Here is a 15,636-nt window from a genome sequence, read left to right as displayed (position 1 = left end):
AGAGAGATGATACGGCAGATACTCCACGTGAACGGATGTATATCAACATATTCGTAAGAGATGTGTTATATATAAACGATTGACGTGGGTGTCTGCTGTTATCATTATCTTTTGTGAGGGTGTTGCTAGCCTTAAGATCAGATAATGGTACAGCAGCATCTGCGTCTTTCTTGTATTCGGCCGGTTATAAATTGCCCCAATTTTAACCTAGCCAATCCCCACCCGGCGGACTGCAAAAAAGTGTGGATGCTCGTTGTACTAATATATATGAATAAAATATTATTCATCCCTTATTTGTATCACACATGAAAAAACAAACGCTATGGCACAATGGATTAGTATAGAAGAGGCAGCTGCAAAGTACGGATTCGAGACAGAATATCTCTGGGTCTTGGTAGAAATGCGAGAAATCACTGTGGACTACGAAAGGCCGGGCATCGACATCATCAGTGATGACAGTGTTCAGGAGTTTATGAGTCGAAATGAAAAAGGAGCTACCTTGATGTATATCGAAAAACTGGAACGATATTGCATAGATAAGTCAAAACTTTGTTCAATATACCTATCACTCTTAGGCAAACAAGATAAAGAAATCACAAGATATAAAGCAGCCGGAATCCTCTATGATACCTTACAAGTCAAATGGCTGAAACAATGCGACCGGCTACAAAAACTAGAAAAAGAACTCGTCTTGGGACAGACTACTTGCTGTACCTGTTGGCTGAAAAGAATCTGTATGAAAATCAGGAAGTAAAATCGGATTAATTTAATACTTATTTGCTAAAATATCAATTGCTTCATAACCGTACCAATTGGATAAAATCGAACTTATAAGAAATTCTTATTAGTTCGTCAGGAGGGGCAACGACGTCTTTAAATGAACAAACAACCAAGAATTTGTGTTTATTTAATCTAAATATATATCTTTGTCCCGAATTATAAACACGTAAATTTATGAAAAAGATTTTTGGTGCTTTAATGATTGCTATGTGTATAGCTATGGCAATGCCTGCTCAGGCGCAGATACACTTTGGTGTAAAGGGAGGTTTGAACTTGTCAAAGGCGAGTTTCTCTAATGTGAGCGAAAACTTTAAAAAGGATAATTTCACAGGCTTCTTTATCGGTCCGATGGCCGAGTTTAATATTCCAATCGTAGGGTTGGGAGTAGATGCATCTTTGCTTTTTGCTCAACGGGGTATCAAAGTTTCAGAAGGAAATGAAGATTTTACTGTTAAGCAAAACGGTATTGATATTCCTGTGAACCTGAAATATACCATTGGCTTGGGAAGTCTGGCAGGCATTTATCTGGCTGCAGGTCCTGATTTTTATTTCGATTTTGAAAAGAAATCGGGAATTGATAAGAAGAAAGCAGAAGTAGGTATCAATGTGGGTGCGGGTGTGAAATTGCTGAACCATTTGCAGGTGGGGGCTAATTACAATATCCCATTGGGCGATACTGCTGATATTGAAGGTACAAATGCTTCTTATAAGACTAAGACTTGGCAAGTATCTGTAGCCTATATTTTTTAAGTGGTCTGTCGCTTTACATAGTATATGAAAAAGAGTTTCCGATAACCGGAAACTCTTTTTTTGTTTGAGATGATCTTGTTACACTCTCGAATATATTTTCTTCTATTCTCGTATAAAGTAGAGTTTTCTTTTTAAGTGTTCTCCCTTCCTTCTTTTAAATCCCCGTTTTTTTATTGTATTTTTGTGGCTGCAATGAAAAAGTATGTAGATGTCATATTACCGCTTCCGCTTCCGAAGAGTTTTACTTACTCTTTGCCGGATGAATGTGCGGAAGATGTGAAGATAGGCTGCCGTGTGGTAGTTCCTTTCGGGCGGAAGAAGTTTTATACGGCTATCGTCCTCAACGTTCATTATTGTGCTCCAACGGAATACGAAGTGAAAGATATATCTGCATTACTGGATGCTTCTCCCATCTTGTTACCCGCTCAATTCAAATTTTGGGAGTGGATAGCCGACTATTATCTCTGTACACAAGGCGATGTCTATAAAGCGGCACTTCCCTCCGGACTGAAACTGGAGAGTGAAACGATTGTTGAATATAATCCTGATTTTGAAGCGGATGCGCCATTGCCGGAACGTGAACAACGTATTTTGGACTTACTTGCCATAGATTCGCAGCAGTGCGTCACTAAACTGGAGAAAGACAGCGGCATCAAAAATATCCTTGCTGTCATCAAGTCTCTGCTCGATAAAGAAGCGATTTTCGTCAAGGAGGAATTGAGACGTACTTATAAACCGAAAACAGAGGCACGGGTCCGGCTTGCGGGTGCAGCGGATGAGAAACGGCTTCATATCCTGTTTGATATCCTGTCTCGTGCTCCGAAGCAGTTGGCGTTGCTTATGAAATATGTGGAGTGTTCTGGTGTTTTAGGAGCGGGAACTCCGAAAGAAGTCTCTAAGAAAGAACTGTTGCAGCGGGCTAATGTGGCTCCTTCTGTATTGAATGGATTGGTGGATAAGAAGATTTTTGAAATCTACTACCATGAAATCGGCCGGTTGGACAAGCAGGAGAAGGAGATTGTCGAATTAAATCCTTTAAATGAGTTTCAACAACGTGCATTTGATGAAGTCGTACAGTCTTTTCAGGAGAAAAACGTTTGTTTGCTTCATGGGGTAACGTCCAGCGGTAAGACTGAAATTTATATCCATCTGATAGAAGAAGCGATTCGCCGGGGAAAGCAGGTGTTATATTTGTTGCCGGAAATTGCATTGACCACTCAAATTACGGAGCGTTTGCAACGGGTTTTCGGTGCTCGTCTGGGTATCTATCATTCTAAATTCCCCGATGCCGAACGGGTTGAAATATGGAGGAAGCAACTGGGAGAGAAGGGATATGATATTATTCTGGGCGTTCGTTCTTCTATTTTCCTGCCTTTTCGGAATCTGGGATTGGTGATTGTGGACGAAGAGCACGAAAATACATATAAACAACAAGATCCCGCTCCCCGCTATCATGCGCGTAGCGCAGCTATTGTACTGGCTGCCATGTACGGAGCTAAGACTCTGTTGGGTACGGCTACTCCTTCTATCGAGTCGTGGCAGAATGCAAGAGAGGGAAAATATGGTTTCGTACAACTGAAAGAACGATATAAAGAAATCCAGTTGCCGGAGATTATTCCGGTGGATATTAAGGAATTGCATCGCAAAAAACGGATGGTCGGACAATTCTCACCGCTCCTGATACAATATATGAAAGAGGCTTTGGAACAGAAAGAACAGGTGATTCTCTTTCAGAACCGTCGTGGGTTTGCCCCGATGGTGGAGTGTCGTACCTGCGGCTGGGTGCCCAAGTGTAAGAATTGTGACGTAAGTCTTACTTATCATAAAGGAATCAATCAGTTAACTTGTCACTATTGCGGTTATACCTATCAACTGCCGAAATCCTGCCCTGCCTGCGAGGGGACAGAACTGGTGAACCGTGGTTTCGGTACGGAAAAGATTGAAGATGACATCAAAATTCTTTTCCCGGAAGCTGCCGTAGCCCGGATGGATTTGGATACTACACGTACCCGCTCCGCCTATGAGAAGATTATTGCAGATTTCGAGCAGGGAAAGACGGACATATTGATCGGTACGCAAATGGTTTCAAAAGGATTGGACTTCGATCATGTCAGTATAGTAGGCATATTGAATGCCGATACCATGTTGAATTATCCCGATTTCCGTTCCTATGAACGTGCGTTTCAGTTGATGGCGCAAGTAGCGGGACGTGCCGGACGTAAGAACAAACGCGGACGGGTGGTATTGCAAACCAAGAGCATCGATCATCCTATCATTCATCAGGTCATTGCCAATGATTATGAAGATATGGTAGGCGGACAATTGGCGGAACGCCAGATGTTCCATTATCCTCCTTATTATCGGCTGGTATATGTTTATCTGAAAAATCATAATGAAGCGTTACTGGATCAGATGGCGGCAGTGATGGCGGATAAGTTGCGGTCAGTATTTGGCAATCGGGTATTAGGTCCGGACAAACCTCCTGTTGCCCGTATCCAGACTTTGTTTATCAAAAAGATCGTCGTTAAGATTGAGCAGAATGCCCCGATGGGACGTGCGCGGGAATTGCTGTTACGCATCCAGCGCGAGATGTTGGCGGACGAACGCTATAAATCTTTGATTGTTTATTATGATGTAGACCCTATGTGATTTAATATTTTTCCCCCATATAATAACCTTTATTAATTTAATTAACTAACCATGAAACGACTTACTATTTTTTCTCTGACTTGTCTTTTTAGCATGGGTGCAGTTTTTGCCCAGCAAGGAGTAACTCAATGCGGTGTTCCGACAGGACAACCGAAGTTCCCTTTACTGACTTATCAGGAGTTGCCTGATCCTACTGCACCTTCTGATAAAGAGTGGGCAGCGGTGACTTCCACTCAAGTCTCTTGGGGTACAACAGATATCCGGTATGCAAAACATCAACTCCCGCAGTTGAAGAAACAACAGACTGTTTCCCTGAAAGGCTGGCGTGGCGAACGGGTGAACGCGCAAGCTGTTGTGTGGACAGGCGTAGAACTGAAAGACCTGAATTTCAGCTTTGGTGATTTCAAGGAAAAAAAAGGGAAATGTTCTTCCCAAAGATGCATTTACAGGTGGTTTTGTCCGTTATGTGATGACGGATGAATTGAACAAAGATGGGAGAGGGGCGTGCGGACACCGGAAATCTGTGGATTATGATTCATTATTGGTGGCCGACCCTATTGATACCAACCTGAAAACGATGGCTTTGCCTGCTCGTACTGTTCAACCGGTTTGGGTACAGTGCTGGATTCCGCAATCGGCTACTCCCGGAACTTACCGAGGGGAGTTATTAATCAATGACGGCTCGCGTTTATTGCAACGCCTGAATCTGGAAATTACCGTTTCTCCCCGTGAGCTTCCTCAACCTTCGGAATGGGCTTACCACTTGGATTTATGGCAAAGTCCTTATGCAGTGGCACGTTATTATCAGGTTCCTTTATGGAGTCAGGAGCATTTCGACGCCATGCGTCCTTTAATGAAAATGTTGGCAGATGCCGGACAGAAGATTATCACGGCGACTTTGACGTACAAACCCTGGAATGGTCAGACAGAAGATTATTTTGATACAATGGTCACCTGGATGAAACGGGCAGATGGAACATGGGCTTTTGATTATACCATCTTCGACCGTTGGGTGGAATTTATGATGAGTGTAGGCATTGATAAACAGATTAATTGTTACTCAATGGTTCCCTGGGAGTTGTCATTCCAATATTACGATCAGGCAACCAACTCTTTGCAATTCGTGAAAACTGCACCGGGTGAAGCGGCTTATGAAGAAATGTGGGGAGCGATGCTTGCCTCTTTCTCCAAGCATCTGAAAGAAAAAGGATGGTTTGATATTTGTGCCATTGCGATGGACGAACGTCCGATGGAAGTGATGCAGAAGACGTTGAAAGTGATTCGTAAAGCTGATCCGGATTTTAAAGTTTCATTGGCTGGAAACTATCATGCGGAGATTGAGCCGGAACTGTATGATTACTGTATTGTCATCGGACAGGATTTTCCGGAAGAGGTGCGTCTTCGTCGTGTTGCCGAGAACAAACGTACTAATTACTATACTTGCTGTACGGAAGCCCATCCTAACACGTTTACTTTCTCTGAGCCTGCAGAAGCAGCTTGGATGAGTTATTATTCATCTAAGAAACAGCTGGATGGCTATCTGCGTTGGGCATATAACAGCTGGCCGTTGGAACCGTTGCTCGATTCCCGTTTCCGTAGCTGGGCAGGTGGAGATACTTATCTTGTATATCCGGGAGCTCGCAGTTGTATCCGTTTCGAACGTTTGATTGAAGGAATACAGGCGCATGAGAAGATCCATATTCTTCGTCAGGAATTTGAGAAAAAAGGAAATAAGGCCGGATTAAAGAAAATTGAGAAAATGCTTGCTCCGTTCCATTTGGGTAGTATGCCGGAAATCCCGGCCGCAGTAACCGTGAACCGGGCTAATCAGATATTAAATTCGTTCTAGTACTGTGGTGAACTATCATATTTAGGCACGGATTACACGGATAACACGGTTTTTAATTGGTTAATCTTTTAAAACCGCAAAATCCGTGTAATCCGTGTCTAAAAATATATAAGTATTCTATATCATTTCTGTATCGTTAAAAGTAAATTATGAAGAAAATATTATTTGTCTGTTTAGGAAATATCTGCCGTAGCTCTACGGCTGAAGGCGTAATGCTTCATTTAATTGAAGAGGCGGGACTGGAAAAAGAATTTGTGATAGATTCTGCCGGAATCCTGTCTTATCATCAGGGCGAATTGCCGGATAGCCGGATGCGTGCTCATGCTGCTCGTCGCGGTTATCAATTAGTGCATCGTTCTCGCCCCGTCCGTACGGAAGATTTCTATCATTTTGATCTGATCATCGGTATGGACGACCGGAACATAGATGATTTGAAAGACAAAGCCCCTTCTCCTGAAGAATGGAAGAAGATTCATCGCATGACGGAGTATTGCACCCGTATTCCTGCAGATCATGTCCCTGACCCCTATTATGGAGGGGCCGAGGGTTTTGAATATGTACTCGATGTTCTTGAAGACGCTTGCGCAGGTTTGCTTACTTCTTTAACTCAGGATAACTGATCCGGGTATGATAAGCAATCTTTAGTTTTTCTTTGAACACAGTTTTCACAGTCGCTATGTCCTTGAAAGTGATAGGACATTCCTTAAAGTAACCTTCAGTGACCTGGGAATCGATAATCTTGTCGACCAGGTTGCTGATTGTTTCTTCCGTATATTCCGGGAGACTGCGTGATGCGGCTTCCACGGCATCCGCCATCATCAGGATAGCCTGCTCTTTGGTGAACGGATTCGGACCGGGATAGGTGAACTGTTCTTCATTCGGTTCTTCGTCCGGATGCTCGTTCTTCCAGGAAATATAGAAATATTTTGTTTTTCCCCGTCCGTGATGCGTGCTGATAAAGTCCTTGACAGCTTTAGGCAGATTGTGTTTATCAGCTAATTTCAATCCATCCGTCACATGACTGATGACGACCTGTGCACTTTGTTCGTAATTCAGGTTCTTATGCGGGTTTATTCCTCCTGACTGATTTTCTGTGAAGAAAGCAGGGTTTTCCATCTTGCCAATGTCATGATACAAAGCTCCTGTACGTACTAACTGGCTTTTGGCTCCAATACGGATGGCTGCTTCCGCAGCAAGATTGGCCACCTGCATGGAATGTTGGAATGTGCCCGGAACCGTTTCGGACATTTGCCGTAAAAGGTCATTATTGATATTCGAAAGTTCTACCAACGTTACATTGGAAGTAAATCCGAAAGTCTTTTCCAATAAAAAGAGTAAAGGATAGGTGAATAATAACAAGATTCCATTGATGATGAAGTAGGTGTACATTCGTATGTTTAACTTCGAAAAGTCGGTGGAAAGGCCGTTCTCTGTCATCAATTCGAAGGCGAAATAAATGGCTGCATAAGTCAGTATGACCAATAAAGCTGTCCGGAAAAGTTGGGACCTTTGCGATAGCTCTCTTAGACTGAATATTGCCACCAATCCTGCTGCCAACTGTGTCAGAATGAATTCATGCGGAAAGCGTAGGGATATGGAGCATATCAGTATGGTAATGACATGCGTCAGGAAAGCAGTCCTCGAATCAAGGAAGACGCGGATGATAATGGGCAGCATCGCGTACGGGATGATATACACATTAAATAGATTATGTGTTACCATGAAAGCGGTTATGACACTGTAAAATACAATCAACGTGAATAGCAATGACAGACTGCCTTTCCGTTGATAGTAGTCTTTCCGGAACAGGTCGAGATAAAGCATAAAACAAAGCATCAGCATTCCTACAAACAGAATCTGTCCGCCGAGAATCAGACGGTTCTGTCCCATGGACTCATTCCGTTTGATGGATTCTTTGCGTAATGACTCCAGGATATTATAGGTATGCGGGCTGATGATTTCCCCCCGGTCAATAATCTTTTGCCCGCTGACTACCAATCCGTTTGCCCAGGAATAGTTGTTCAGAATCTCTTCTTTGGCAGCCTGGGTACGTTCCTCGTCAAAGGTAAGGTTGGGAGTGATGTATTCGTTCAGTGAGCATTGCCTTAAAATTTCCCGGTTGAAATGAGTGGAATCTGCCGACAACAAGTGCTCATAGGCTTTTTTTACCGTGTAAAGATTCTCGGTAGCCTGTGGATTAGCCAGTTTATCATCAATCACCATGACGGATGAAGTGCTGTCTTTGTGAAGCTGCTGTATATTCTCTGTCGAAACGATACCTGCCTGATAGATTTCTTTTAAAGTGCGTTCGATGTACCGTAAATAATCAATGGAAGGGAGAATACCTTTCAGATTCGTGTGGTAATTCTCCTTCAGTTTGGCGATTGCGTCTTTCTCTATATTCTTATCCAGTTGATAATAAGGTTGGAAGAAAGCCATCAGGCTATCTTGTTCCCTTTTACTACTGCATCCTCTTTATAAATAGGAAAGTCGAAAGTAGCGATCAACTGTCCGTACTTCCAGGGCTTGTTGATGTCGAACTGGTAATTGAATTTTCCGTCACGTGGCAGGAAATAGACAATCAGTGTTACAGTGCCCACAAATAGCAGTGATTTATATAGTAAATCTCTCCATGAAAATTTTTTTTCTTCTTCAAATGTTCCATATCCACTGAAATTTTTGCGAAAAGTACAAAAAAAAACAATAGTGTGGAAAAAAAGGTTTAATTTTGCCACGATTTACCTATACTAACCCAAATTATGGCAGAAAGAAAAGTAAGAGTTCGTTTTGCTCCAAGTCCTACGGGAGCATTGCACATCGGTGGTGTGCGTACAGCTTTGTATAATTATCTATTTGCGCGTCAACACGGCGGAGACTTGATATTTCGTATTGAAGACACTGACTCTAACCGGTTCGTTCCGGGAGCGGAAGAGTATATACTCGAATCTTTTAAGTGGTTGGGTATCCACTTTGACGAGGGGGTGAGCTTCGGTGGTGAACACGGTCCGTACCGTCAGTCGGAACGCCGCGAAATCTACAAGAAATATGTGCAGATTTTGCTGGAAAATGGAAAAGCATACATCGCTTTTGATACTCCGGAGGAACTGGACGCTAAGCGTGCTGAAATTGCTAACTTCCAATATGATGCATCTACCCGTGGTATGATGCGCAACTCATTAACTATGCCGAAGGAAGAAGTGGATGCACTGATTGCTGAAGGCAAACAATATGTTGTTCGTTTCAAAATCGAACCGAATGAAGATATTCATGTAAATGACCTGATTCGTGGTGAAGTAGTAATAAACTCATCTATTCTGGATGATAAAGTGCTTTATAAATCGGCTGACGAACTGCCTACTTACCATTTGGCAAATATCGTGGATGACCATTTGATGGAAGTTTCCCACGTGATTCGTGGTGAGGAATGGTTGCCTTCCGCTCCTTTGCATGTGTTGTTGTACCGTGCTTTCGGCTGGGAAGATACGATGCCGGAGTTTGCTCACCTGCCTTTGTTGTTGAAACCGGAAGGTAATGGAAAATTAAGCAAGCGTGACGGTGACCGTCTAGGATTCCCTGTATTCCCATTGGAATGGCACGATCCGAAATCCGGAGAAATCTCTTCTGGTTATCGTGAATCCGGTTATTTGCCCGAAGCTGTGATTAATTTCCTGGCTTTATTGGGATGGAATCCGGGTAATGATCAGGAAGTGATGTCGATGGACGAATTGATTAAATTGTTTGATCTTCACCGTTGCAGCAAGTCGGGAGCTAAGTTCGACTATAAAAAAGGAATATGGTTCAATCATCAATATATACAGCAGAAACCTAACGAAGAAATTGCGGAACTGTTCTTGCCTTTCTTGAAAGAACAAGGCGTAGAGGCTCCTTTCGAAAAGGTAGTGACTGTGGTTGGCATGATGAAAGACCGGGTAAGTTTCATTAAAGAACTGTGGGATGTATGTAGCTTCTTCTTTGTGGCTCCTACCGAATATGACGAAAAGACGGTGAAGAAACGTTGGAAAGAAGATTCTGCCAAATGTATGACCGAATTGGCGGAAGTGATTGCCGGTATTGAAGATTTTAGTATTGAAGGACAGGAAAAAGTCGTTATGGACTGGATTGCAGAGAAAGGTTACCATACCGGTAATATCATGAATGCTTTCCGTCTGACATTGGTGGGTGAAGGAAAAGGCCCGCACATGTTCGATATTTCCTGGGTATTGGGCAAAGAGGAGACGATAGCTCGTATGAAACGGGCGGTAGAGGTTTTGAAGTAATCGACACAGTACTATGCTTTACGACCTGGCAATAGTCATTTATGACTTTATCGTCCATTTGGCTGCTCCGTTTAGCCGCAAGCCCCGGAAGATGATGAAAGGGCATTGGGTGGTGTATGAACTTTTACGCCAACAAGTGGAAAAAGGGGAACAGTATATTTGGTTTCACGCTGCTTCACTGGGGGAGTTTGAACAAGGACGCCCTCTGATAGAAATGATTCGTGAGAAATATCCTAACTATAAGATATTGCTGACATTTTTCTCTCCTTCCGGGTATGAAGTGCGCAAGCATTACCGGGGGGCGGATATTGTCTGCTATCTGCCGTTTGATAAGCCGAGGAATGTGAAGAAGTTCCTGGATATTGCAAATCCTTGCATGGCGTTCTTTATCAAATATGAGTTTTGGAAGAATTATCTGGATGAGCTTCATAAGCGCCGTATTCCGGTATATAGTGTGTCGTCCATCTTCCGTCGCGAACAGATATTCTTTAAATGGTACGGTGGCACTTATCGCAATGTCTTGAAAGATTTCGATCATCTGTTTGTTCAGAATGAGGCATCCAAACGTTATTTGTCGAAAATCGGCATCAGTCGTGTGACAGTGGTGGGGGATACCCGTTTTGACCGTGTACTGCAAATCCGCGAAGAGGCTAAAGAACTCCCGTTGGTGGAGAAATTTAAAGGAAACAATTCTTTTACTTTTGTTGCCGGAAGCTCATGGGGACCTGATGAGGATTTATTCCTCGAATATTTCAATAATCATCCGGAAATGAAGTTGATCATTGCTCCGCATGTGATCGATGAGAATCACCTGGTTGAGATCATCGGTAAACTGAAACGTCCGTATGTGCGCTATACCCGTGCTGACGAAAGAAATGTATTGAAAGCGGATTGCCTTATAATAGATTGCTTCGGCCTATTGTCCTCTATTTACCGTTATGGTGAAATAGCTTATATCGGCGGTGGTTTCGGAGTAGGAATCCACAACACATTGGAAGCGGCTGTATATGGTATTCCGGTGATTTTCGGACCGAAGTATCAGAAATTCATGGAGGCTGTTCAATTGCTGGAAGCAAAAGGTGCTTATTCTATCAAAGATTACGATGAGCTGAAAACTTTGTTGGATCGTTTCCTGACAGATGAGGTCTTTTTGCGCGAAACCGGAACGAATGCCGGTTATTATGTGACTAGCAATGCCGGTGCGACGGAGAAGATTATGCACATGATTAATTTCTAATAGCTTACTAACTGATATAATTTAGGCACGATAACACGGGCTATGCGGTTTTTAGAAATATAACAGCATAAAGTGACCATGTAATCCATGCCTGAAATAAATTAGAAAGGGCGTTTTTACACACTACCGTTATTTCATACTTTTCACGGCGTTTTGTTATCAGACTGCTATTTCTTGATTTAATATGGTGGGAGAATGATGGGAGGTAGCTAAAAATAGAATGAGAAATAATTATATGAATGTTATTAGGTGGATAAAAAGATGAGAGATACTTGTTTTGAAATGTATCTCTCATCTTGTATCTGTTTAGTTATCTAATGTTTATCTTCTACTTATACCATTGAGAATACATCAGATAATTGTGAGCGATCTTCTGATTAAGCTCTTTGGCTTGCTCGGGGTCTACGTTTTTGATAAACTTGGCAGGTACTCCTCCCCAGATGCTTCCGGGTTCAATAATGGTATTGCTTAATACCAACGAACCGGCAGCAACAATTGCGCCTTCTCCTACTACGGCATGGTCCAGGATGGTTGATCCCATTCCAACTAGAGCATAGTCTTTGATGGTTGCCCCATGGATCGTGACATTGTGTCCTACAGATACATGGTCGCCTATTTCAATAGTCGATTTCTGGTATAATGTATGCAAGACACTTCCGTCTTGGATGTTAACGCCATTGCCGATTCGTATAGAGTTGACATCTCCTCTTAATACGGTACTAAACCAGATGCTACAATCATTTCCTATTTTTACATCTCCTATAATAGTTGCGTTATCTGCGAGAAAACAGTTTTCTCCGATTTCGGGGGTGAATCCGCGTACTGATTTTATTAAAGCCATGAGATTTGTTTGATTTAATAATGTTTTTTAGTTGATACTATGTTATGTTGTCCGACACCCGGGTCTTGGTAAGCTTGACATCCGGGTGTTGGGTATGCTGACACCCGGGTGTCAGACATCTTATTTCTTAAATAGAAGTGGTAGCTTCCTGTAACCAGACTTTTTCTTCCTCGTTAAGATCTGGAGATAGCTTTTCGTAAACAGTCTGATGGTAATTATTCAGCCATTCGATTTCCTCCTTTGTCAACATCTCCTTGATGATCCCCTTTTTGCAGATAGGACATAAAGTGATAGTCTCAAATTTAAGATATTCTCCAAACATTCCTTCTCCATCTTTGCAGACTAACGTCAGATTCTCCGTACGTATCCCGTGACTGCCTGCCTTATAAACACCAGGTTCGTTGGATGTAACCATACCGGGTTGGAGAATTACAGGGTTCTCATTCATACGAATGCTTTGTGGACCTTCGTGTATACTCAAGAAATGCCCGACGCCGTGCCCTGTGCCATGGAGAAAGTTCATTCTGTGGTTCCAGATAGGCATACGCGCCAGTACATCGAGTTGCGCACCACGGGTTCCGGCTGGGAATTTGGCCATAGCCAATGCTATGTGTCCCTTTAATATTAAGGTATAATCCGTCTTTTCCTCTTCCGTCAGTTCGCCTAATGCGATGGTACGAGTGATGTCAGTGGTTCCGTCCAAGTATTGTGCCCCTGAATCTAAGAGTAGGAACCCTTTAGGCTGAAGGGGTACATCGCTTTCCGGCGTTGCCGAATAATGCACGATTGCTCCATGCTCTTTATATCCTGCAATGGTGTCGAAGCTTTCTCCCATGTAGAGAGGCTGTGCTGCTCTGAACTCATGCAGCTTTTTATCTATACTTAATTCAGTTTCTTTTCCGGTGGATACAGATTCTTCCAGCCACTTGAGAAATCTGACAAGTGCCACTCCATCCCGTTGCATGGCAGCATGGATGCCGGCTATTTCCTGCTCATTACGAATGGCTTTCAATAATGTGACGGGAGACTCGCCGCGAATAATGGAACATTTCGGATGGATGGCCGAGTAAATCGCATAATTCGTTTTCCGTGGATCAATAAGAATATTTTCTCCGGCGAAAGAATTCAGGAATGTCTCTACCTCATCATATTTCTGTATTCCTATTTGTTGTTTTTTTAGATAAGTCTCGACCTCCGGCGTCACTTTTTCCGGAGAAATAAAGTAAGTCACCTCATCCTGTGTAATTAACAGGTAGCTCACTATGACTGGATTGCAATGTACGTCGTTTCCTCGTAGATTGAGAGTCCATGCTATTTCGTCCAGTGCAGATATGAATAAAGCATAGACGCCTTTCTTCTTCAACTCCGAACGGATGGCGGATATTTTTTCTTCGCAGCTTTTTCCTGCATATTTGATATCATAAATAAAAGCTGGAGAGTCAGGGATGGAGGGACGGTCTTTCCAGATGTTTTTTAATGGATCTCCAAATATATCTACCTGTAACTGATGTACCGCTAGTTCTTCTTTCATTTGTTCTACCTGTTGCACGGAGAACATTTTCCCGTCAATGCTTACAGATTCTCCGGGTTTTAAGTGCTGGCAGAGAAACTCTGTTATGCTTGGAGTTTCCGGCAACATCTCTTTGTAGAGTGTGATGCCGCTGCCTTCCAGCTCTTTCTCTGCCTGAAGGAAGTAACGTGAGTCGGTCCATAATCCCGCTTTGTCCATCAGGATGACCGCTGTTCCTGCGGAACCTGTGAAACCGGAAATCCATTCGCGTGACATCCAGTGGGGAGCCACATACTCACTAAGATGAGGGTCGGTGCTGGGGATAATGAATGCTTTGATGTAATTGGGATGGAAGGTCATGCGCAAAGCATGCACTCGTTCTTTTATGTTCTGTTTCATACCTTATTATATTATTATAGACATGTAAGTGTTTCAAAGGTACTAACTTTCTGCATTTAATGACTTGTTTATGAATAGTTTTTGAGAAATATTTGCCGAAAGTTTTGTGAATAAAGAAAGTATGTGTAATTTTGCGGCGCAATTTGACTGCGGAATTTTTTTAATCATAACATATTAATAGTAACAAAATGATTGTAGTACCTGTAAAAGAAGGCGAAAACATTGAAAAAGCGCTGAAGAAGTTCAAAAGAAAATTTGAGAAAACTGGCATCGTAAAAGAATTGAGAAGCAGACAGCAGTTTGATAAACCGTCTGTAACTAAAAGACTTAAGAAAGAACGCGCAGTTTACGTACAACAACTTCAGCAAGTAGAAGATTAATAATTCGTAATTTCCTTTGAATTATTGAATTCTTTTCATACATTCGTTGCACGATTTTAGATGTAGCGATATTATGTTGATAGAATCTTTTCTTGATTATCTCCAGTATGAGCGGAACTATTCTGGAAAAACCGTTCTTGCGTACGGTGAAGATATAAAGCAACTGCAGGAGTTTGCTCAGGAAGAGTATGGAAAGTTTAATCCGTTAGAGGTCGAGGCGGAACTGATTCGTGAATGGATTGTTTCATTGATGGATAAAGGGTATACCTCAACTTCTGTAAATCGTAAGCTAAGTTCGCTCCGAACGTTTTACAAGTATCTCATAAGACAGGGAGAAACGACTATAGATCCTTTGCGTAAAATAAAAGGACCTAAAAACAAAAAGCCGTTGCCTGTGTTCTTAAAAGAGAACGAAATGAATCGGTTGTTGGATGATACGGATTTTGGCGAAGGATTTAAAGGTTGTCGGGACCGGTTGGTGATTGAAGTGTTTTATGCTACTGGCATGAGACTTTCGGAATTAATAGGTTTGGATGATAAGGATGTGGATTTTTCGGCTTCTCTTCTGAAAGTGACCGGGAAAAGAAATAAGCAACGACTGATACCGTTCGGTGATGAACTGCGGGAGTTGATGCTTGAATATATTAATGTAAGAAACGAAACGATTCCGGAAAGGTCGGAGGCTTTCTTTATTAGAGAGAATGGCGAACGGCTTTATAAGAATCTGGTCTATAATTTAGTGAAACGGAACCTGTCAAAGGTGGCAACGCTGAAGAAAAGGAGTCCTCACGTGTTGAGGCATACTTTTGCTACCACAATGCTGAATAATGAAGCGGAGTTGGGCGCGGTAAAAGAACTTTTAGGTCACGAGAGCATTACGACTACCGAGATCTATACGCATGCCACATTTGAAGAACTTAAAAAAGTGTATAAACAAGCTCATCCAAGAGCTTAAAAAAAGGAG

The 15,636-nt window shown here is 42.4% G+C and carries 10 protein-coding genes and 2 pseudogenes; 9 read left to right on the top strand and 3 right to left on the bottom strand.

All coding sequences use genetic code 11. The annotated features are described in order from the left end of the window. The first annotated feature begins 322 nt into the window (after positions 1-322). The 5 genes and pseudogenes from NXV01_RS02460 (at position 323) to NXV01_RS02440 (ending at position 6,648) form a co-directional block, all read left to right on the top strand. On the top strand, positions 323-754 hold the full coding sequence (locus tag NXV01_RS02460) for a hypothetical protein (RefSeq protein ID WP_195649640.1): 432 nt from the start codon (positions 323-325) through the stop codon (positions 752-754). A gap of 200 nt (positions 755-954) precedes the next feature. After that, positions 955-1,530, top strand: coding sequence for a porin family protein (locus NXV01_RS02455; protein ID WP_148365532.1), 576 nt, complete (start codon positions 955-957; stop codon positions 1,528-1,530). Positions 1,531-1,722: 192 nt separating this feature from the next. Then, positions 1,723-4,179 carry a primosomal protein N' gene (priA, locus tag NXV01_RS02450; protein ID WP_259021643.1) on the top strand — a complete coding sequence of 819 codons (2,457 nt, stop codon included), beginning with the start codon at positions 1,723-1,725 and terminating at the stop codon, positions 4,177-4,179. A 51-nt stretch (positions 4,180-4,230) separates the two neighbouring features. Beyond that, a pseudogene (locus NXV01_RS02445) lies at positions 4,231-6,028 on the top strand (glycoside hydrolase domain-containing protein). A gap of 149 nt (positions 6,029-6,177) precedes the next feature. Further along, positions 6,178-6,648 carry a low molecular weight protein-tyrosine-phosphatase gene (locus NXV01_RS02440; RefSeq protein ID WP_148365529.1) on the top strand — a complete coding sequence of 157 codons (471 nt, stop codon included), beginning with the start codon at positions 6,178-6,180 and terminating at the stop codon, positions 6,646-6,648. Here the strand turns inward: NXV01_RS02440 and NXV01_RS02435 are convergent. Then, positions 6,623-8,693, bottom strand: a pseudogene (locus tag NXV01_RS02435) (HD family phosphohydrolase). The gene NXV01_RS02440 and the pseudogene NXV01_RS02435 overlap by 26 nt on opposite strands. Positions 8,694-8,787: 94 nt before the next feature. Here NXV01_RS02435 and gltX point away from each other — a divergent pair. Beyond that, positions 8,788-10,305: a glutamate--tRNA ligase gene (gene gltX / locus NXV01_RS02430; protein WP_122137475.1), complete on the top strand. Its 1,518-nt coding sequence runs from the start codon at positions 8,788-8,790 to the stop codon at positions 10,303-10,305. A 13-nt stretch (positions 10,306-10,318) separates the two neighbouring features. Then, on the top strand, positions 10,319-11,542 hold the full coding sequence (locus NXV01_RS02425) for a 3-deoxy-D-manno-octulosonic acid transferase (protein WP_004296372.1): 1,224 nt from the start codon (positions 10,319-10,321) through the stop codon (positions 11,540-11,542). A gap of 328 nt (positions 11,543-11,870) precedes the next feature. Here the strand turns inward: NXV01_RS02425 and NXV01_RS02420 are convergent, their stop codons facing one another. Continuing rightward, positions 11,871-12,383, bottom strand: a complete 513-nt coding sequence (locus NXV01_RS02420) for a gamma carbonic anhydrase family protein (RefSeq protein ID WP_008997822.1) — start codon at positions 12,381-12,383, stop codon at positions 11,871-11,873. 127 nt (positions 12,384-12,510) lie between these two features. After that, positions 12,511-14,292, bottom strand: a complete 1,782-nt coding sequence (locus NXV01_RS02415) for an aminopeptidase P family protein (RefSeq protein ID WP_259021642.1) — start codon at positions 14,290-14,292, stop codon at positions 12,511-12,513. 188 nt (positions 14,293-14,480) lie between these two features. On the opposite strand from NXV01_RS02415, the gene rpsU reads away from it, so the two are divergent. Together rpsU and xerC are read left to right on the top strand one after the other, a co-directional pair. Next, complete coding sequence (gene rpsU / locus NXV01_RS02410) at positions 14,481-14,672, top strand: 30S ribosomal protein S21 (RefSeq protein WP_002558090.1); 192 nt, start codon at positions 14,481-14,483, stop codon at positions 14,670-14,672. Positions 14,673-14,745: 73 nt separating this feature from the next. After that, complete coding sequence (xerC, locus tag NXV01_RS02405) at positions 14,746-15,627, top strand: tyrosine recombinase XerC (protein ID WP_259021641.1); 882 nt, start codon at positions 14,746-14,748, stop codon at positions 15,625-15,627. Positions 15,628-15,636 lie beyond the last annotated feature (9 nt).

This window comes from Bacteroides sp. BFG-606, assembly GCF_024788145.1.
Lineage (GTDB): Bacteria > Bacteroidota > Bacteroidia > Bacteroidales > Bacteroidaceae > Bacteroides > Bacteroides vicugnae.
Note: the sequence above shows the minus strand (reverse complement) of the source record. Positions and strands in the feature narration are given on the sequence as shown.